The organism is Paraburkholderia sp. (assembly GCF_049581445.1).
Lineage (GTDB): Bacteria > Pseudomonadota > Gammaproteobacteria > Burkholderiales > Burkholderiaceae > Paraburkholderia.
The window spans coordinates 39461-60458 of record NZ_JBAURZ010000080.1; the positions used below are offsets into that span (position 1 = coordinate 39461).

Annotated in this window: 14 protein-coding genes and 1 tRNA gene; 4 read left to right on the forward strand and 11 right to left on the reverse strand. The window is 57.9% G+C overall.

Annotated features, from left to right (window positions below; all coding sequences use genetic code 11):
* Positions 1-33: 33 nt before the first annotated feature.
* The 6 genes from WCA85_RS06665 to WCA85_RS06690 all read right to left on the reverse strand — a co-directional run bounded on the left by WCA85_RS06665 (position 34) and on the right by WCA85_RS06690 (position 7003).
* Positions 34-1218, reverse strand: a complete 1185-nt coding sequence (locus WCA85_RS06665) for a thiolase family protein (RefSeq protein WP_424062392.1) — start codon at positions 1216-1218, stop codon at positions 34-36.
* A gap of 292 nt (positions 1219-1510) precedes the next feature.
* Positions 1511-1780: a glutaredoxin 3 gene (gene grxC / locus WCA85_RS06670; protein WP_424062378.1), complete on the reverse strand. Its 270-nt coding sequence runs from the start codon at positions 1778-1780 to the stop codon at positions 1511-1513.
* 42 nt (positions 1781-1822) lie between these two features.
* A complete protein-coding gene (locus tag WCA85_RS06675; protein WP_424062379.1) occupies positions 1823-2377 on the reverse strand; it encodes an OsmC family protein in 555 nt (184 codons plus the stop codon).
* Positions 2378-2580: 203 nt separating this feature from the next.
* Positions 2581-2997 carry a hypothetical protein gene (locus tag WCA85_RS06680; protein ID WP_424062380.1) on the reverse strand — a complete coding sequence of 139 codons (417 nt, stop codon included), beginning with the start codon at positions 2995-2997 and terminating at the stop codon, positions 2581-2583.
* A gap of 19 nt (positions 2998-3016) precedes the next feature.
* Complete coding sequence (locus WCA85_RS06685; protein ID WP_424062381.1) at positions 3017-4477, reverse strand: hypothetical protein; 1461 nt, start codon at positions 4475-4477, stop codon at positions 3017-3019.
* Positions 4478-4759: 282 nt separating this feature from the next.
* Entirely contained in the window at positions 4760-7003 is a 2244-nt protein-coding gene (locus WCA85_RS06690) for a hypothetical protein (RefSeq protein ID WP_424062382.1), read from the reverse strand.
* Positions 7004-7703: 700 nt separating this feature from the next.
* On the opposite strand from WCA85_RS06690, the gene WCA85_RS06695 reads away from it, so the two are divergent.
* Entirely contained in the window at positions 7704-9704 is a 2001-nt protein-coding gene (locus tag WCA85_RS06695) for an acyltransferase family protein (protein ID WP_424062383.1), read from the forward strand.
* Between the two features lie 370 nt (positions 9705-10074).
* The gene (locus WCA85_RS06700) at positions 10075-12387 is read left to right on the forward strand and encodes a hypothetical protein (RefSeq protein WP_424062384.1); all 2313 of its coding nucleotides are present in this window, start codon (positions 10075-10077) and stop codon (positions 12385-12387) included.
* An 84-nt stretch (positions 12388-12471) separates the two neighbouring features.
* Here WCA85_RS06700 and WCA85_RS06705 read toward each other — a convergent pair whose 3' ends face one another.
* On the reverse strand, positions 12472-13659 hold the full coding sequence (locus WCA85_RS06705) for an acyltransferase family protein (protein WP_424062385.1): 1188 nt from the start codon (positions 13657-13659) through the stop codon (positions 12472-12474).
* A 468-nt stretch (positions 13660-14127) separates the two neighbouring features.
* On the opposite strand from WCA85_RS06705, the gene WCA85_RS06710 reads away from it, so the two are divergent.
* Complete coding sequence (locus tag WCA85_RS06710) at positions 14128-14382, forward strand: hypothetical protein (protein ID WP_424062386.1); 255 nt, start codon at positions 14128-14130, stop codon at positions 14380-14382.
* A 750-nt stretch (positions 14383-15132) separates the two neighbouring features.
* Positions 15133-16692 (forward strand): class I SAM-dependent methyltransferase, encoded by a 1560-nt coding sequence (locus WCA85_RS06715; RefSeq protein ID WP_424062387.1) that lies wholly within the window; start codon positions 15133-15135, stop codon positions 16690-16692.
* An 80-nt stretch (positions 16693-16772) separates the two neighbouring features.
* On the opposite strand, the gene WCA85_RS06720 is transcribed toward WCA85_RS06715, so the two are convergent.
* From WCA85_RS06720 to acs, 4 genes are all read right to left on the reverse strand, one after another.
* Positions 16773-16863: transfer RNA gene (locus WCA85_RS06720), tRNA-Ser, on the reverse strand.
* Positions 16864-16946: 83 nt separating this feature from the next.
* The gene (locus WCA85_RS06725) at positions 16947-18965 is read right to left on the reverse strand and encodes a sodium:solute symporter family protein (RefSeq protein WP_424062388.1); all 2019 of its coding nucleotides are present in this window, start codon (positions 18963-18965) and stop codon (positions 16947-16949) included.
* Between the two features lie 4 nt (positions 18966-18969).
* Complete coding sequence (locus tag WCA85_RS06730; RefSeq protein WP_424062389.1) at positions 18970-19329, reverse strand: DUF4212 domain-containing protein; 360 nt, start codon at positions 19327-19329, stop codon at positions 18970-18972.
* A gap of 116 nt (positions 19330-19445) precedes the next feature.
* Positions 19446-20998: acetate--CoA ligase (acs, locus tag WCA85_RS06735; RefSeq protein WP_424062390.1), on the reverse strand; the 1553-nt coding region annotated here is incomplete at its 5' end.

The following is a 20998-nucleotide window of genomic DNA, read 5'->3' on the forward strand; positions in this document are numbered from 1 at the left end:
CCGCCCTCGCCTACGCATTGATACGCACCGTGGTTAAATTGTCTCCAGCGCCAATGCGATGCCCTGGCCGCCGCCAATACAGAGGGTGACGATACCGCGGCGCAATCCGTCGCGACGCATCGAATGGATCAGGCGCGTCGCCAGCACGGCGCCCGTCGCACCGATTGGATGGCCGTGAGCGATCGCGCCGCCTTCCACGTTAATGATGTCGTGCGGCAGTCCAAGCTCCTGCGCAACCGCGATCGGTACAGCAGCAAATGCCTCGTTGATTTCGACCCGGTCAATATCTCCGAGCTTCCAACCCGCGCGTTCAAGCGCAATCTGCACGGCGGGAACTGGCCCGAGTCCAAACATGCCCGGCTCGACCGCTGCAACACCGAAAGCGACCAGGCGGGCGAATGGTTCAATGTCGTGCGCTTCCGCAAAGCCACGGTGCGCGACTAACATGGCCGCGGCGCCGCTGTTCAGCCCGGGCGCGTTCCCCGCCGTGATGGACCCGTCAGGCCTGAAAGCCGGTCGCAGTTTCGCGAGCGTTTCCATTGTCGTATCGGGACGCGGCGCTTCGTCTCGTGCGAAACGCACGGTTCCCTTTTTCCCGGCGACTTCCACGCCGACCAGCTCCGCGTCGAACACACCACGTTCCTGCGCGGCGGCAAATCGCTGTTGCGAACGTGCGGCCCAGCGGTCCTGCGCTTCGCGAGTAATCGAAAGCTTCGTCACCAGATCTTCAGTGTGCCAGCCGGAGTGCTCATTCGAGAATGCATCAACGAGCCCGTCGCGCAACATGCTGTCGTACATCTGCGCGTTGCCCATCCGGTATCCCCAACGCCCACCGTCGAGCAGATAAGGTGCGCGATCCATATTTTCCATGCCCCCGGCAACGGCCGCTTCGCCGAGTCCCAGCCAGATCTCCTGCGCCGCAGAGACGATGGCTTGCGCGCCCGATCCGCATACGCGATTGACCGTCAGCGCCGGCACCGCCACCGGAACGCCGCCACCGATCGCGGCTTGACGCGCCGGGTTCATCCGGTTGCCCGCCTGAACCACGTTGCCCATCACGACCGACGCCAGCTCCTTCCCATCGAGCCCGCTGCGCTTGAGGGTCTCGCGCACCGCTGCCGCGCCCAGTTCAGTTGCCGGAACATCCTTGAGTGAGCCGCCATAGGCGCCGATCGGGGTTCTCACCGGATTACAGATCACTACGTCTCGCAGGTTCATCATCGTCGTCTCTCTTCAGCTAAGTAGTACGAACTGACTGCTGCCGTAGCTGGTTAGATCGGCGTCACATACTGGATGCTTGCTCGCAGCGCGAAGCAATTGCATTCGTCGCATGAAATTAGTCGGTTCGCGTAAACCACTCTATATGTGCATACGCACTTAGTCAAGTCACCGCGATCACACTAATTTGTTGCATTCCGGGCAATAGACAGCAGGAACATTTTTCACGCTCCATGCGCTCGAGCGATCAATATGATCGGGTGCCATCGGCCCCGATCCCTTCGCCCACCGGTCAAACGTCCAGGGCTGCCTGTTCAAGTAGTAGGTCAAGGCCCCCTGCTTTCTCAAGTGCATGCAGATCGTCACACCCACCAACATGCGTCGCGCCGACAAAAATCTGCGGTACGGTGCGACGGCCCGTTCGTGCGACCAACGCGGATGCAGCGGCCCGGTCGCCTTCGATGCTGATTTCGTCGAACGCTACGCCCTTACTTTGCAGCAAAGCCTTGGCGGCGATGCAATAGGGGCACGTGGCCGTGGTATAGATCGTTACGGTGCTCATGGTCAGTCTCCTTTCTGGTTACCGCTTGATTCGGGATGGAAGTTAGTCCGCGAGACTGACCGTCATTGGAATGGGATTGCGCAGTGAGTTTGCGACCGGCGAGTAGAAATTTGCCTGGCGGACAATCTCGTCCAGTTCCTCGCGGCTTGCATCCCCTTCAATTTGCACCTTTACCCGGATCGACTGGAAACCCATTTCAGACGACTGCATCTGCGCGCCGCCCGCGCCCCACGCAGCCGGGTTGCCAATGTCGGCTTCGATCAACACTTCGAGTTTCGACAAGCGCACTTCCTTCCACGTCGCCACGGCCGTGATCCCCACGGCCAGACAACCGCCAAGGCCCGACAAGACGATTTCGCCAGGTGCCGGCGCAGTGTTTTCGCCAAACAGATGCCGCGGTTCGTCGACGACAACCGGCTCGTGGTCGCCCACGTAGCTCAACGAACGGTATCGCCCCAGCATGACCGTGCGCACATTGTTTTTGCCACGGCTGGTTGGGTTGTTGCGGCCCTTCTCGGCAAAGGCACTCAGACCATCGCGGTCAATCGGGTCGAGATAAGGGGACGTTTCTTGGGGAGTGGTTACGGCGGAATTCAAGGCGAGCTCCTGAAAGCGGAAAGGACAACGCTCAGGTCCGCGAAAGTTGACTCACGGGACCGCGTTGGCGCAGACCATCGAGTGATGGTCACCGATTTGTACGGCGTTGGAGCTCAGTGTAGAGACGCTGCGAAGCACGAGTAATGCTTTTGAGGCGCAGATATATGCTCGATCGTCTCAATGTGTCGGGACAGGTATCCCGGTTAATGTTCGATAGCGGATCCGCCGACAAACCCATAGTCGAGAGAGCCGTTCGATTCGCTCCACCGCACGCCGACGAGTTCACGTGCTGCATAAGCCTCTGCGGCGCGGGAACCTTTCGCGCGAGGTAGCAGGTCAACCATTTTGCGGCTGCTGACGATCTCGCAATCGTACTGTTGCAATATCTTGGCTTGGTCGGGTGCGGGTGATTTGAACGCATCAACCTCTGCCGACCGCATGTTCCGCCAGTTCTTGCACAACAGCGTACCTGCATTCAGGTAGACATTAGACGCAGCGTGGACGCTCGACCGCGCTGTGGAACTCGCGGCGGCGGTCGTGGGTTCGAACGAAACTTTTTGTGTTTGAGCAAATACGGATACGGCTGCTACCCCGATTAGCAGTGCGATAAGTTTTTTCATTTTTCGAGTCGTGGAACCCCTAGCTCATCGCCCTGTTCAGTTTGTCACCTGCAGTCGCTGTTCGGATATACGTCGCAAGCTCAATCACAATCGTGATAATGGCCACACCTTCTATGCCTGTGCCAAAGCACCATAGGAATGCGTGTTTTGGAACCTCGCTACTTCCGTCTCCAAATACCGAGGAGAGCAGCGAGTAGAAAATGATAAAACCACCCGCCGCAAACAGCAGGTCACCACCGAAGCGAGAGCGACGGCCCGTAACGACGGCGGCCAAACACCAGAGACCGACGGGTATCCATGCTGAAAGCGAGAAAACGATGATCGCGTGAAACACGTCGTCAGGAATTTTGTTCAAGTACGTTCCGAGCGACGTCGCCCGTGTAACGTAATACCGAACTGAATGTGATGACGGCGGAGCTTCAAAGAAGCCGTATCGCGTCCCCGGGAACGGTTTCAGATAGGCAATACCATCCTTAATCGGGCCGAAGAATACGGACGGCTGCTTGAAGAAGAGAGGGATCAGTCGCGTACGCTTGACGTTGATTACGTCGGGACATGGATGATGCTGATCCACGCCCGGGGAATAGAACGACTTCCCAATCATCGACATGCAGGATTGCGGCAGGCGCAGGTCTCGCAGAGCGCTCTCTGGGTCTTCGGCGTTAGGCAAAACCTCTGTGAAAATCGTGTCCGTTATGTTGACCAGCTTCAGCCTCTTCCCGAAACCTGAGTCTGAGTAGTTGGCGAGAGAGAATAGAAATACCAGCACGAGGCTGAAACACACAACCGACACGCAATTGCGCAATCTCTCGCCATTTCGAAACATCAAGACGGCTGCCACGAGGCCGACGACTAGCGCGAGAGGTGCATATTGGGGTTTGCTGAGACCGAGGCAGAGCAGCGCTGCGAAAGTCAGGCGTTGCAGGGCCTTGGATCGACCATTCCCGTTCACCCAGAGTAGCCAAAGCGCTGCTACCGCGAGGAAGGAACCGAGCACGACGATAAATTCGTTGTACAGCGTGTTCATATACGCGAGATAGCCGAATTCCCCGAACGCCAATGCGTATATTCCGGAGACCACGAGCCGCTGGTTGGCCGTTCGGGCGGCCAGGAATACAGCAATCGCCGCGACGAGAACCATGCAAGCCCGGAGCATGCCGATGTAACGGAAATCGACAATGTCTCCGGTGTGGAAAAAGCGCGTGACCAGGTATGGGACAACCGTGTCGATCGACACGGCGCACATATCGGCGTCCGTTTTACGTGTGAGGACCAGTCGATTCACCGGACCTGACAGGTGCGCTTCAATGCTTGGATCGCCGTAGTCTTGCCATAGACCCATGCAGCTCTCGACGCGCGCAAAATCCCAATTGTTGGGATAAGCGATTAACGGCGACGCAGCGGTGATGGCGAATAGTTTCACCGTAGTTAATAAGGCCAGCAGCAGTGCTACAGCGAGTACCCCGAGATTGCGGTTCATCTAGATGGTTATTTTGTAAGACAAATACAAGAAAATTGACGGCATTTTACATGTTGAATTTGGGGATCGGTCGAAACTGTTGTTTGGTTGCCAAGACGCAGGTGGTCTTGAGTCCGCGCCCCGCGCCGCGCGATTGAGCGTGCCCGAGGAGGTGAGCACGGAACCCATAGCCCACAAGGCAGGCGAAACCCTTCGCTTCCAAGAATCTCGGCAAACGAAAAAGCCGCCTCAAAGGGCGGCTATTGGTCTACAAAATCCTAGCGAACACGCAGCGCAGGTGGCCTAGCGCATGATCCTCACTACCCTGTCACAGAGAAAATCTTGTGAGCCCACACGTTGCACGATGCGGAGGTCCGCTTGACCGCGAATTTGCGGGATAGCGATGGTCCCTCTGAAGCCATTCATCGTGGATTTCGGATGACCAAAGTGGAGTGCGATGTCCGTGCGCAGTGCTTTCTGCAGCGGGTAAATGTAACCAGTTCCGTTCGGCAAAATCAGCGCTGCCGAAACAGCGTCGCTCTGCTGGCCACTATTCCCGTCAATCATCGCCCAACCGTCGACCTCCATCAGCGCAGATTTCACGTCCATAGGTAAGGAGCCGGCGGCACTACCATTCACGCTATCGATGTTGCAGTCTTTTGCCCGCGGGAGATCTGAAACGGATCGAATGGTGCCGGGCGGCGGGTAAGCTATGAAGTCCGCTTTACTGTCATGGTTGAAGTGAACTTTGTATAGCATGACATCGAAGCGCTCTCGCCAAAACCAAGATGATTTGCCCTCGTCGTAGATTGTGAACGAACGGGGAATGTTGGATGCAAGATAATCCTTCCACTGCGGCGACTGAAGCAGGATGAAATCGGTTGTTGTTGAAACGGTCGGTGACAAGACGAACCCAGTTTCACCCATTCCCGCTATATAGCGGTATGTAGATACGCTTCCATTTGCGTAGTTGGTGCGAATCTGCAGATGAGATGGCTTGAAGAGCAAGGACGCGATTCTCCCCAGAACGGTCGGCTTCACGACGATTTTCGCAAAGATCGGATCGTCTCCGTCTGGAAGATCTACTGGCGAGCCTAATGTTGCTGCTGTTGAGAGAATGGGTGATCCGAGCGACAACGCTTTATCAGCCACCCTAAAATCAAGCACAGCGTAGGGCCCAGTCCGAGATTTAATGCTGTAGTGATCGATCAACGGTAGCCAGCTAGCTCCATCCTCCAAGGACGGGTAACGACCATCGATGGGATCAATCGAAAAAAATACAGTGCCTGGCGGAGAGGACTTCAGGTGGTTCTCATCGCGTACTGCCAATGCGGGGGCATATGCCGAGTAGCTCTGCAGAACCGGCCGCGGATGCCAATTAAGACCATTCGCGAAAAGAATCGATAAATCATCCGGATAGAGATCCGCGCTGTTTTGCGTATCAGGCAACGGATGGGCACGTCTGATTTCAGCGAGCTGTGCTTCGTAAATGCGATCAAAATGTTTAGGGTCGAAAATCCGAAATTTGATCCCGGAGGCAGAAAGCCGAAGCGACCCTTCCAAACGCCTTCCTATCGCATCAGGGCGATTGTCTCGGTACGGCGAAGTACAGAAAACCCATGTGACCATCGCAAGGAGCAAAGTGACCACCGTAACCTTGCCGGGCCTTTGAAGCACCAGAAAGTAGGCGACAAATATCAGTGCATAGGTCCCTTCGACGATATGTCCATCTTGTCGCACGAAGCCAGCCTTGAAGCAAAGGAACAGCGTGCCCGCCGTTGCCACCGTTGCTAACAGTCGATGCGATGCGCTTGTCCGCCAGCACGCGTAAACAATGATGAACGCGCATGCGATGAAGGCCAGGATGTCGAGCGGGCTGCCAAAGGACGACATACCATCTGCGAACCCCGTCACAAGCGGGAGGGACGTTAGGAAGAACCTAGGCAGGTTTAGGATTGATTGCCCAGCGACGTGCCAGGCAACGCACATTGACAGAAAAAAAGCGCACACGCCTGCGAATGCAAGCCGCTTATCGTATCGCCCCACACAGAAGACGGTGATGCAACCGCAAAGCAAGACGGACGGGACCGGACTTACCTTAACCAACGGTAGGAGAGCCAGCGTCGCCGCTCCAAACAGAACGGCTATTCTGTGCGCGATTTGACTTTTGCTGACATCCAGAATGCATAGCAGATAGAGCAACGGAAGGCAGATCAAAATTGCATCTGCATAGCCGCGTTCGCTTATTAAGAGGGGCAAGCCCAAGATAGCAAAACGGGAGGCGCGGACGGACGCTTTCCCAAAAACCATGCATATGAGGGCTGTAACGAGCAACGAACCACCAAGCATCAATCCATCTGTGCCCGGCGAATAAAGTTCGCTGTGAACTGAGGCAAGAGGCCCGTAGGTAAAGATGATGTCACCCCCGAATTGCAGTCCCTGCTCCACCGCGACGTTCATCGCAGATCTGTAGGAGTTGTCGAGGCCATCCGCGGGAAAGGAAGGGAAAAACGGAACAAATACCAAAAAGACCAGCGCGAACGACACAGCCCGAGCTATCCATCCTGAGTATCGATTTTCGCCCGATAAAACGCTGCCCATACCTCGCCCTCAGTCATTAGATTCGTTACGGCTGCGTGCGCGGCCGATGCATTTCGCGTGCATTCTAGCTTAGGGCATTGTTCCGGGCATCGACGTTTGAATGCGTTCGTCTGCCTTGGCCTCGGGAGGAGGTGCAAATACCTTCATCCAAGCAGTTGTATTCGGCATATGCCAAGCAACAGTCTCCACTGCTAACGCTGTTGTCTGCATTAGCTGCGTGACCTATGGGTCACATAGTTCTATTTCCATGCGTGGATATGCCCGACTACGTCGCCGCTAGCCTTCAACATCGGTAACTCGCCTGCAGCCCACCTTAAGTCGATGCCCGGCGCTAATGTCGAGTGGGAGCGCATGAGCGCCGCCTATCGATACGTTTGGAAAAGCAACCTGCCCACAATTGAGCTGTAGCGAGGCACCCGAGCGTTGCAGCGCCAAGATGCCCGGCCGGCCTGTAATATACTCTCGCCTTACAGGATGTTGCACCGCGCAAGCCATCTGCAACAACTGCTAACAGTTTGTAATTCGCATGAAGGTGACAGGCGAGAGACACGCGGTACAACCTGTCGCGGCGAAGGAAACAAGGGATTCTCGCGATAGAGAAAATCGTGAATACGTCACCTGAAGAACCCCGAGAAACGCATCGAAAATGTCCAATAACCCCACCCAGGCGACCCCGGGCACCCTGATCTATCGCAAAGACATCGACGGTCTTCGCGCCGTCGCGGTCCTGTCGGTCCTGCTATTCCACGCGTTTCCATCGGCTATCCCGGGCGGCTTTGTCGGTGTCGATATCTTCTTCGTTATCTCCGGATATCTAATCACGGGAATCCTGGCGGACGAAGTGCGCACAAACAGATTCAGCATTCCCGCCTTCTATGCGCGTCGGGCGCGCCGCATTTTCCCGGCTCTGGCGACGGTGCTCGCGGCGGTTCTGGCGATTGGCTGGGCGGTGCTCTACACGGATGAGTTCCAGCAGTTAGGCAAGCACGTGGCGGCCGGTGCCGGGTTTATTTCGAATCTGGTTCTGTGGAACGAGACCGGCTACTTCGACCGAGCAGCCGCCTCCAAGCCACTTTTGCACTTGTGGTCGTTGGGTGTCGAGGAACAGTTCTATATCCTGTGGCCGCTAGTGCTCGCGCTCGTCCATCGCCGCAAGGCGGCGCTGATCGGCGCGGTGTGCGTGATCATGGTCGCATCCTTTGCCCTCGATGTCTCCCTGATCCGGCACCACCCGGGCGCGACGTTCTTCTCTCCGTTTACGCGCTTCTGGGAACTCATGATTGGCAGCGGGCTCGCGCTCGGCTCGGCCAGACTGCGGCCTGTGCCGCGGGCCGTGCGAAATATCGGCTCTCTTCTTGGTGCAGCCTTGTGCGCCGTAGCCATATTCGGACTGAACAGCCGCCTAGGCTATCCGGGAGCCTGGGCGCTCCTGCCGACGCTGGGAGCCGCCCTTCTTATCGCCAGCGGATTCGGCGCAGCGATTAATCGCTCTGTCCTGTCCCAGCCGCTGATGGTGGGAATCGGAAAAATCAGCTATCCGCTGTACCTGTGGCACTGGCCCCTCCTGTCGTTTTCTACCATTCTGTTGGGTGGCGAAGCAAGTGCGTCGCAGCGAGTGCTGATCCTGCTGGTAAGTGCGCTCCTCGCGTGGCTCACCTATCGCCTCATTGAATCACCGATCCGGCACATGAAAATCCGCTGGGTATCGGTAGCCGGGCCGTCCTTGATGCTTCTGTTCGTGGGGAGCGCAGGCGCAGCAATTTTCGCCGCGGCACCTCAGGCCCCCAGTCGTCCATATAGCCAGTTTGGCGACGTGGCGACGGCAGCCCATGGCAAGGTGGGGAGGAAGTTCGTCAGCGGTGAATGCGGACTCAGGGGCGCCGACGCCGATGCGGGGCTTTGCATCTTCGATACTCGCGATACTCCGCATTTCGCGATGATAGGTGACAGCAAGGCAGAAGCGATGATCTGGGGATTCGTTCAGGAATCGACGAGCGGACACAGATGGAGTGGTATGGCGCGAGGGGGGTGCGCGCCGCTGGTGGGCGTCGTGCGATCATCCAGCTATGCCGGAGACAATCCAGACGATTGTACGCATTTTGCGAGACTGGAAGTCGATCGCGCCGAGTCCGACCCACAGATCCGCATGGTGGCCATCGCGGCCGCGCTGCGAATTCTGGAAGGCCCGGAGTATGTGAACACCAAGACGGGCGAGCCGGACAAAGTCGGCGCGCTTGACGGGATGGATGCCACTATCTCCGAACTGGAGAAGGCCGGGAAGCGCGTAGCGCTGATCGTCGATAATCCGACGCTGCCGGACCCGGCTCAGTGCATGGAGCGCAGTTCGATGAAATATGGCGTCATGCGCATGCTAGGAGGCCCGGACCTCGCCGCCTGCACCCTGCACTACGGAGACTATCTGAAAGTAACTCAGCAATATCGAGAGATGATCGCGAAGCTCCAAGCGTTGCACCCGAAGCTACTGGTACTCGACCCCGCGCCGCTGCTGTGCGACGAGACGCACGGGACCTGTCCGATAAGCCAGAATGGAAACTTCCTCTACAGCTACGGCGATCATGTTTCAGATTATGCGAGCGAGATGCTTGCCCGCCACTTCGCCCCGGAGATGAATGCAGCCGTGCAGTGAAGTGCTGCGAGGCTGAGGGGCGTTCCATCAGAGGACGCGGTTGATGTTGAGATGGATCTGCTGGCCGCTTGTCGTGAGAACGATCGCGCTGCCGGAACCCTGATATGCCTTCACGATAATCTTCTGACCCGACGCCAATACACAGAAGGCGCATGCCTGAACGGATGTGCTGCCCGCGTCACCGCGCCGGGTTCTCTCCGCTCCGTTTGGCGAGTGCCTTCGTTTCGTCAAGGATGGTTCATTGCCCCAAGCAAGCGGCTCGCCGTCTCGGGTCGGCGGCGCCTGCTAACTCCTGATGTGAGGGAATCTCCGGACCAGCGGGTTCAAGGCGCTAGAATGACGCTCGACTGAGTTATAGAGCGAAGAGCAAGTGAATATCGAACGTCAAACGTCTTGGATAACTGGCCGATTGTGGACTCCGCTTCTAGCAGCGGTTTCGCTTCTTCTTTTGCTGCTTGTCTTTGTTCCTTTCATGCCGATTTTCCCTGGCGGCGACCTAGATTCATCGTATATCTATGCGATGAATGAAGCGGTAGCGAGAAGGATGCAGTTTGGGCGCGATTTTGTCTTTACTTACGGCCCCTTCGCCTCGATTTACACGCATCGCTATTTCCCCGCGACGGACCGAATGATGATTTTCGGATCGGCGCTGCTCGCGCTAAGCGTATTTCTCGTATTCTGGGTATCGGCACAGAATGCTAACGCGCGCTTCGGGGTCTTAGCGATCCCTCTCGTGTTGAGCCAGCAGGACCTTCCCGATGCTGTTCTCATTACGCTTCCGCTTCTGCTTATGCTGCTCTGCCTTCGCGGAGGACGCGAGTCGCGCTTGCGCACCGTATCAGTTATCTTGGGATTCGGAGCGATTGCGCTGCTTTCGTTGGTAAAGGTAAATGCGGTCCCTTCAGTGTTCCTTGCCGGGGCGATTGGCATCAACGGCGTTGGAAGGAATTCGATCAGACTCGCATTCTGGTCGTCGCTGGCGTTCGTAGCAACACTCGCACTGGCTTGGCTAAGTGCTGGGCAGTCACTTTTGAACCTGCCCAATTTCTTTGCGTCGCAAATGCCGCTTGCGTCAGGCTTCGCAGACGCAATGTCCACTACGGGTAAATGGAGCGAAGTACCCTCATTCATCATCTGCGCTGCTGCACTGACTTACGTAGCATGGGCGCACGCGGATCAAGGGACAAAATCACTTGCGGCGATCGGAACAGCGGTTGTACTTTTTCTGAGCTTTAAGTCAGGCTTCGTGCGCCAGTCAGGTCACGTGCAACAAGCGGCGATCAATCTGGTTTTCGTCGGACTGTTCCTTCTGATGCAGGACGTTAAGCGCGTTTCAGCCGTTACATTTACGTTGTGCGTACTGGGGTGGGCAGCGATATCAGCAGGGCACCGCAGCGTCTCTCCGCTGGCGGTGGCTGACGGATTCGCCGATAGAGTGTTCTCGTCTGCGCAGGGGATCAGGCATCGCATCACGGATGCGTCATATCTTGAGCACATGCTCGATCGAGCGGACGAGACGATCCGGACGGAGCAGCCCCTCCCAACAGATGCTTCAACTGCTGACCTGTATCCGTCTAATCTTGCTGCACTCTTCGCCAACAGGATTGACTGGTCGCCAAGGCCGGTCCTCCAGAGCTATACGGCATATACGCCTACGCTTGCGGCCATGGACGAGACGCATCTTCGCGAGCATGGGGCGGCGCGGGTTTTCTTTTCGATCTCACCAATTGATGGTCGATATCCGACGTTGGAAGACGGTCCCAGCCTGGTTCCCTTGCTGAATTTTTATCGTGTAAAGGCGATGGCCGGAAACTACGCCGTGCTTGATCGTCTAACGGAACAAAGACGGATTGATCTTTCCGCGCCAGTTTACGAAGCACGCGTTCAAACCGGCCAAGCGGTAGCGATTCCTTCGATAGACGAGCCCGTTTTCGCGAAGATTGATTTGCAACCGACCTTAATCGGAAAGCTCACGTCGATTGCATTCAAGTCCGCGCAACTGACGCTCGAAACCACGTACGCAGATGGACGAGTAGCGGACTATCGGTTTATCCCTGGAATGGCCAGCGCCGGATTTCTGTTGGCGCCGACGCTTTCTAACGCGAGTGATTTCGTCGCGCTTCAGTCGCCAGATTGGAAAGATTATCTGAGCAGTGAAATGCCGGTTTCATTCCGCATCTTCGGTGCTAGTGGTACCCGGCTTGAGTGGGGCCGATTTTTCAACGTGAAACTCTTCGCAGTACATCTCCGGTCCGATAACACGGTAGACAGCATTCTCTTCAAAGATCCGGAGAAGATCGCAAATATTGCAAGCTACGCTAGCACGCCATACTGCAGCATCGACCTGATCAATGGCGTTGCACCGGGAGACAAGCCCGTCCCAAACAATTCCAGTGTCCTCCGTTTGCGAGGATGGGCAATAGTCTCGGGGCCGCTCGGTGTGGCAAATGACTCAGTGGCCGTTGCGTTGGTATCAAATGACGGAACAGCGCTCGCCTATCCGGTCGAGAAAGTGGAGCGCGCTGATGTCGGACGTTTCTTCGGCCATCCCGATGTGATTATGGCTGGATTTCAAGGCACTCTGAATATCCGTCAAGTTCACGGCCCAGTCGACGTCCGGATTATTCAACAGCGCGGCTCAGAGAGATACGTTTGCGAAAAAGGTGTGCGTCTCGACCGATGATGTCATCGCAAACGTGACACCCTCTCTCCGATCAACGCCGGTAGGTGCCGGCCCAGATAGTCGTTGGTGAACTGGGCTTGTGCGTCAGGAAGAACTGGAGCCGACCCTTTGCAGGCGAACAGACGCTGGCGGCTCTCCTTCAATTCGCTGCGCGATTTGCTTTCCCCGCTGGCGAAGGGGTCTTTCTACGAAGCGGTAATTCAGTTCGGAGAACACAACGGTAAGGATGCCCCATACCAACGCGTACCGCAGCGAATAGTTTGATCCGAACTGCGTCGCAAATGGCTCGATGAATCGCCAAAGTGCATGGGTGAAGTCCATCATTGGCCAGTGGATAAGATAAAGAGCATACGACCGAGAGCCTAGCCAAAGGAGCGCTTTGCGCACTAGCCCGCCACGCGCAATATAGTTCTGGTTGTAGGATGCGATACATACGAGGACAACTGACACCACGGCGATCATCCCGGTGGCATTCGGCATCACATCAATTGTCGTTTGCCCGCGCGCCAGCGTAAACAACAACAGGAGACAAACCGATAGCACAGGTATGGCGTACTTCTTCTGGCGCATGAAAACCGGATCGATCTTTCGCCATAGTGCGGTCGACTGAAACATAGCTAAAAGAACGCCGAGGGAAATGGCATCGGTTCGGATGTAGTACAGGAAGGCTCCAGGCGTGCGCGGCACGAAAAACTGTACGGCAACAAGCGTCAGGAACACCCAATGCAATCTCTTTCTGAATAACAAAATCGTCAGCGGCAGAGCAATATAAAACTGCTCTTCCAGAGACAGACTCCACCACGGTGCTGCAGCGTCACATTGCATCAGCTGGTTGGATGCCGCGCAGCGCCATGCATGAAAGTTCTGCATTTGTACGGCGACTGCGGTGAAATCCTGCAGGGTTTGGTGGAACGGTGCGAAGGTACCGGTTTTTCTTAAAACGATGCTCGCGAGAAGAATTACCGTTATCCAGAGCCACGAGGTCGGCCAAATGCGAAAAATGCGCTTTACCCAAAACGCGATCGTGCTTTTCCAGAAGTGATGCGCATTTTCGGCGTCCTGAAGTCGTTGCAGGAGGTCCCTCGCTATGACGAATCCGGAGATGCAAAAGAAGAGATCGACCCCGGCCCACCATGCCCCGTAGGGATCGGTCGTGTAGGTCAGATTGCCGGCCCAAGGAAGGAGTCGCCGCAAGTGACCGAATATGGTGAAAGCGACGGCTATAGCCCGCAGGGCTTCAATGTCGTCGATGCGAGATCCGCGTTCCGTCATCCCTGGCGCCTGGAGATTTATGCAAAGCGGGATTATAGCTAACCGCCTCACTGTCCGAGCTAGACGGCGCAGAGGTCATACGAAGGGCCGAATGGCCCCAGAGCCACTCCGCCGCGTGCACCGACTGCATCACTGCTTCGATGTTCAAGGTCGCACGGTCGCGGATCAGGCCCCAGCCATAGCAACCAAAAGAAAGAACTCGTCGTGCTGTTCGATGCGAGCAACGTCGTAATGCGCTATTCGATGAATACGTCGCAGGTCTCGGTAAAAACGGGCGGTTTTAATCAACAAGCATTATCACCGAAGATCTGTTTGACGGTAGCTTTTACCCGATCTTTCCGCAGCGCCCGCCCGCTCAATCTTACTCATCCTGTTCACGCTACTGTTCCTCGAACATCACGCCGGGAGCCCGGGCCCGTGTCTTGCTGACGGCGGTTACACACAATTTGAGTGGCCGAGGAGCTCGCAATGTCCGACTTGTACCAAGAGATTGAAATCCCGCCTTATAAGGCCGTCATTGAAGCCGAAATTGAAGCGCCCCACCCTGACGGTTGCTACTACGCTCGTGCGGTGATTGCGAGGCTTGACGACGCCCCGGTGCATGAAAACTTTGCCACGTACAAAATCGAGCGAGGAGATCTCTTCGGGGATCCTCCACGTGCGTTCAGGGACGCTGAAGAGCGAGTTCGGGAAGCGATCGCGCTCGAGTTTCTGGTCGGCTGAGTGTCGGGCGTCAAAGGACGCGGCACTGCCGGGTCTCGGAAGCGGCGCGTTTTTACGCGCCAGCAATCACGGGCGCCGTTCCCGCCGCTTTCGGATGCCAAAAGGAATGCTTGTAGGAACAATTGCTCAAGCTCGCTTCTCACCATCCGGCTTGCGCTCCGCTTGCTCCCGAAGTTGCAGGCCGTTGCAATCACCCCGCTCACCAACGCGATCATCGAAAACATCGTTGCGAGATCGCTCCGAATAGCCACTTCAAGGTGAAAGAGCGCGTTGATCTTCAAGATTACCGCAGCCTTGCTGAGCACCGCGGCCGTGAACATGAAACCATAGTACGCGAAGCTCCACGCCTTGGTCGAATACGTAGACCTTGGCACCGGACTCAAATGGGAAGAGATCCGTCCCGGAGATGACGTCAACGTCGTCGTTCCGAGCGAAAAGCTCGATACGAACCTGTACCAAGGTTCCGTGCCATGACCGCACAGCTCGGCGGTAGTTCACGCCATCCACCTGGCGAGACAGCGACTACTTGGCTTCAAGGAATACTGACGGTGGGCCGATGTCAAAACACCTTGTCAAATTCATCTCACTTTCGCGTCGCCCGAAGGGCGCGCCATGTTCGAGGTTCAAGACCCACCAAGGAATTTTGCTTTCCATACCGCTCGCCGGTATTGTGTCGGACATCGCCGGACAGCCGGTTCGACAATCTGCGGGGCCAATACTGGCAATCGCGCAACGAACGAGCACCAAGACGTGAGTGAGAGGGAAACGAGTTCCATTGACGAGGTTAAGTACACATTCGGCTATTGCGACGAGCTGAATCCACTACGCCTGAAACTTCCTTTGCTCCATGCCGGACTGGTATTGCCGACCGTGCATAACGCTTGCGAACTGGGCTTTGGCCACGGTGTGAGCGTCAATATTCACGCGGCCGGGTCGGCTGCGCGATGGTATGGCACCGACTTCAATCCATCTCACGCAAACTTCGCACGGCAACTTACGCGCAGTGCCGAATCGTCAGCGCAATTGTTCGGCGAGTCGTTCTCGGATTTCTGTCGGCGCGACGATTTGCCGGACTTCGATTTCATCGGCATGCACGGCATCTGGAGCTGGATTTCCTCAGAGAATCGTGCGCTGATTGTCGAATTCATCCGCCGCAAACTCAAATCCGGCGGCGTGCTGTATTTGAGCTACAACACCCAGCCCGGGTGGACTGCGATGCTGCCCGTGCGCGAATTGATGCAGCGGCATTTTGAGCTCGGTTCGGTGTCCGAACCGAGCAATCGCGCGGACGCCGAAGAGCCAGTGCAGACGCGCATTAGCGCCGCCGTCGATTTTGCGCAGGCTGTATTTGCGACGCAGCCGGGCTATGCGTTGGTTAACCCACTGCTTGCCGAGCGCGTCGAGGCGTTGTCCCAAGAGAATCCCAGCTATCTCGCGCATGAGTATTTCGCTGGCGAATGGCACCCCATGTCTTTCCTCGAGGTTGCATCCTCGCTCGGTGCGGCGGGTTTGACTTATGCGGGATCTGCAGACTACCGCGACCAAATCGATGAGATCAACCTCACGCCGGCGCAGCGCGATCTGTTAGTGAACATTGCAGATACGGGTTTGCGAGAAACCGCTCGCGATTTCTGTGTCAACCGATCGTTGCGGCGCGATTACTGGGTGAAGGATCCACGGACGCTCAGTGACGATGAACGGCAGGCCGCGCTGCACGCACATCGTGTGGTCCTGGCGCTGCCGAGAGCTTCGGTGGTGCTGAAGGTGCGCGGTGCGCTCGGTGAGACGATGCTACCGGAAGCGATATACGGACCTATTCTCGACGCGCTGTCCAGCTATCGCCCTACAACCCTCTCCGAGATCGAAAACTGCGTTCGCGCACGGGGCGTCACATTTGCGCAGATGGTCAAGGCTGTGACACTGCTGGTTGGCATGGGTGTGTTGCTGAATGCCCAGGACGACGCGCAGATCAGGGCCGCGCAGCCGTTGGCGGCGAAGCTGAACGCGGCGATTTGCGAACAGGCGCGCCATCATGAGGAAGTTCAGTTTCTGGTGAGCCCGGTTTCGGGTTCTGGCGTATTTGTGCCACGCCTGCCGCAACTCTTTTTGTTGGCGAGACTGCATCACCTGCAACAACCGGCGCAATGGGCTGAATTCGCCGAGGCTGCGCTGCGCGCGGATTCCCAGTTTGTGCAAGAACCTGCTGCGCTGCAGTCTGCCGCAGGCTCGTCTGGCGCTGATATGGTCGCGAAAGCAAACCGCTTTGCTCAGGTTCACCTACCGATATTGCAGGCGCTGGGTGTCGCTTGAGATGGTATTGGCACCAGCACAGCGCCAGTCTTATGGCACTGTGTTGAATTTTGGAATGCCGCAAAGGCTTACTGGAAGGGTGGCGGAGAGACGGGGATTCGAACCCCGGATAGGTTATTAACCTATACACGCTTTCCAGGCGTGCGACTTAAACCGCTCATCCATCTCTCCGGCGGGAGCCGAATTATAGCAAACTCTGGGGCCAGCGCCAGCCCTGCCCAAAAACACCGTCAAACACCCTCTCCAGCAGCCCATCAAGGGTGCCGGATATAGTCCACGAGAGCTCGTGTATAAGCGTCCGGCTTGCGGTCCACCAGACTCACCAGGATCGTCACCAGAAACCCGGCCGGCACGCCGAACACGCCTGAACTGATCGGCTCGATCCCGAACCAGCGCTCTCCCGCGAACCCGGTCATCTGCGTGAAAAACGGATACGTCGAGACGATGTAATAGATGCACACCGCGAGCCCGGCCACCATCCCGGCCACCGCACCCAGCCGCGTCGTACGCTTCCAGAAAACGCCCAGCACCAGCACGGGAAAGAGACTCGACGCCGCCAGCGAAAACGCCGCCCCCACCAGGAACAGAATATTCCCCGTATTCAGCGAAGCCACGTACGACGCAAACAGCGCCACCCCCAGCAACAAAATCTTGGAGATCGTCACACGCCGCTGGCTCGATGCCGCCGGATCCACCATGTGATAGTAGACATCGTGCGATAACGCATTGGCGATGGTCAGCAGCAATCCGTCCGCCGTAGAGAGCGCCGCCGCCAGCGCCCCCGCTGCAATCAGCCCCGACATCACATACGGCAGGCCCGCAATCTCCGGCGCCGCCAGCACCACCATGTCCGGCTGCATCTGGATCTCGCTCCATTGCACAATGCCGTCGCGGTTCGCGTCGGCCACGCTGATCAGATTCGGCTCGATCCTGAGCCACTGCGTCAGCCATTGCGGCAAATCGGCAAACGGATGACCAACCAGGTTCGTCAGGATCTCGTACTTGATCAACACGGCCAGCACCGGCACCGTCAGATAAAACAACGCCACGAAGAACAGCGTCCAGCCCACCGAACGCCGCGTGGACGCCACGGAAGTGGTCGTGTTGTAGCGCGTGAGAATATGCGGCAAGCTCGCCGTCCCTAGCGACAGGCACAGCAACAACGACAGAAAATTCCGCTCATGGGTCTGCCGGTCTTCGGCGCTGATGGCCGGAAACGGCTCGGACATCGGCACCGGCGATGAAGCCCGCATCAGCAGCGCCTCGCGTTGCTGGGTCCAGACGATCCGTGCGGCGGCGGCATCACGTGGAAACAGGTCCAGCGCACGTTCGCTCGTATTGATGTCGCGCAACGGCCCGTTATGCCGCCGCAGATCCACCACCTGCTGCGTCAAGCGCTGTTTCTCGTCCACGAACGATTGCGGTAACCAGTCGATCTGCGCCTGCATCTTCGCGGCCTGCAGCCGGTAGTTGGCGCGCACGCTCTGATCGAGCGGCGCGTCGCGTACCTGGCGCTCAAGCGTATCGACGCGCGCCATCAGGCGTCCGTAGCTGAATTGCGGCACCCAGCCGAGACCGTCCTTGTGCGCGATCATCGACACCGGAATCAGGATCGCGAAGATCAGGATGATGTATTGCGCCACCTGCGTCCACGTCACCGCACGCATGCCGCCAAGGAACGAGCACACCAGAATGCCCGCCAAACCGCAGAAGATACCCACCGCAAAATCGACGCCGATAAACCGTGACGCGATCAGTCCCACACCCTGAATCTGCGCCACCAGATACACGAACGAACACAGGATCGCCGCCAGCGCGGCCAGTGCGCGCACGGCGTTGCTCGAAAAGCGTGTGCCGAGAAAATCCGGAATCGTGTAGCGCGCCAGCTTGCGCACATACGGCGCGAGCAGGAACGCGGTCAGGCAATAGCCGCCGGTCCATCCCATCATATAGGCAAGGCCGTCGTAGCCCGTCGCGTAGATCGAACCCGCGAGGCCGATAAACGACGCGGCCGACAACCAGTCCGCCGCGGTTGCCATGCCATTGAACGCGGACGGCACGCGGCGCCCGGCGACGTAGTACTCCACCAGGTCCGAGGTACGCGACAACAATCCGATCACCGCGTACACGGCAATCGGCACGAACAGGAACACGTAGCCAATCCACACGCCGGGGCCAGTCACCTGTTCGATGCGCCACATCACGTAGATGAAAGCCAGAAAGCCAAGCGAGTAGAACGCGTATGAGCGGATCAGCCGATTCGTGAGCGTCATCGGCTCAGTTTCCGCGCGACGTTGCAACGGCGTTAGCGTCCGCTTCGAACGCGCGTTGCAGCGTGCGGTCGGCGCGCTGCATCAGCACGATGTACGCAACGATCAGCACAACGTAGACAAGGATCGCCCCTTGCGCGCCGACGTAGAACGGCAGGCTGAATCCGGCAAAGCGCACGTTCGATAGCGTCGGCGCCGCCAGCGGCACCACGAACGACACCAGGAAGCCAAGCGTCATCAGCACCGCGATGCACGCGAGGTTGAAGCGCCAGTAGCGCCGATGCGCAAGCGCCATCGCGTCCGAGACCGGTGGCGGTTCGGGCGGCGGGTTTAGCGCGGGTTGGGAAGAGGTGTGCGGCGCGGTCATGCGCCTATGTAACAAAAAGCCACCGGGCAGGCAATCGGGATTGTCCGCCCAGTGGCTGCTAGCTCACAGTGGCCGGGTGCGTTGCGATGGCTAACGCACCTGCACTTAAGCCTGACTCAAAGCGACTCGCCAAGCTGATCGAGGATGGCCGGGTTCTCCAGCGTGGACACGTCCTGCGTGATCTCTTCGCCCTTTGCGAGCGAACGCAACAGGCGGCGCATGATCTTGCCGGAGCGCGTCTTTGGCAGGTTTTCGCCGAAGCGAATGTCCTTCGGCTTGGCGATCGGACCGATCTCCTTGCCTACCCACGCACGCAGTTCGTTGGCAATCTTCGCCGCGTCCTCGCCTTCCGGACGCGCGCCCTTCAACACCACGAACGCACAGACCGCTTCGCCAGTCGTATCGTCCGGACGTCCCACGACCGCTGCTTCCGCAACGATCGGATTGGACACCAGCGCCGATTCGATCTCCATCGTACCGAGCCGGTGGCCCGACACATTGAGCACATCGTCGATGCGGCCCATGATCGTGAAGTAGCCCGTTGTCTTGTCGCGCACCGCGCCGTCGCCGGCGAGATAGAGCTTGCCGCCGAGTTCTTCAGGGAAGTAGCTCTTCTTGTAGCGCTCCGGGTCGCCCCACACATTGCGCAACATCGACGGCCACGGACGCTTGATAACCAGAATCCCGCCCTGCCCATTCGGCACGTCCTGACCGGTTTCGTCGACCACCGCGGCCATGATGCCCGGCAACGGCAGCGTGCACGATCCCGGCACCAGCGGCGTCGCGCCCGGCAGCGGTGTGATCATGTGGCCGCCGGTTTCGGTCTGCCACCATGTGTCGACGATCGGGCAACGGCCGCCGCCCACGTTCTCGTGGTACCACATCCAGGCTTCCGGATTGATCGGCTCGCCCACCGTGCCGATCACGCGCAGCGAGGACAGGTCGTAGCTCTTCGGGTGCACTTTCGCGTCGGCTTCGGACACCTTGATCAACGAACGGATGGCGGTAGGCGCGGTGTAGAACAGCGTCACCTTGTGCTTTGCGATCATGTCCCAGAAGCGGCCCGCGTTCGGATACGTCGGCACGCCTTCGAACACGACCTGGGTGCCGCCGAGTGTCAGCGGTCCATACGTGATGTAGCTATGGCCGGTGATCCAGCCGATGTCGGCGGTACACCAGAAAATATCGGTCGGCTTCCAGTCGAAGGTCCACTTCAGCGTCTGCGCAGCCCACAGCAGATAACCGCCAGTACTGTGCTGCACGCCCTTCGGCTTGCCGGTGGAACCGGAGGTGTAGAGGATAAACAGCGGGTGCTCCGCTTCGACCCATTCCGGCGGGCACTCGTCCGACTCGGCCTTGGCGAGCTCGTGCATCCACAGGTCGCGGCCTTCCTGCCAGGCCACCTTGCCGCCGGTGCGCTGGTAGACGATCACGCTCTTGACCGCTTCGCAGCCGCCCATCGCCAGCGCTTCGTCGGCAATGTTTTTCAGCGGCAACGCCTTGCCGCCGCGCATCTGTTCGTCCGACGTGACGAGCGCGACAGCGCCCACATCGACCAGGCGTTCGTTGAGCGACTTCGACGAGAAGCCGCCGAACACGACCGAATGCGTCGCGCCGATCCGCGCACAGGCCTGCATCGCGACGATGCCTTCCACCGACATCGGCATAT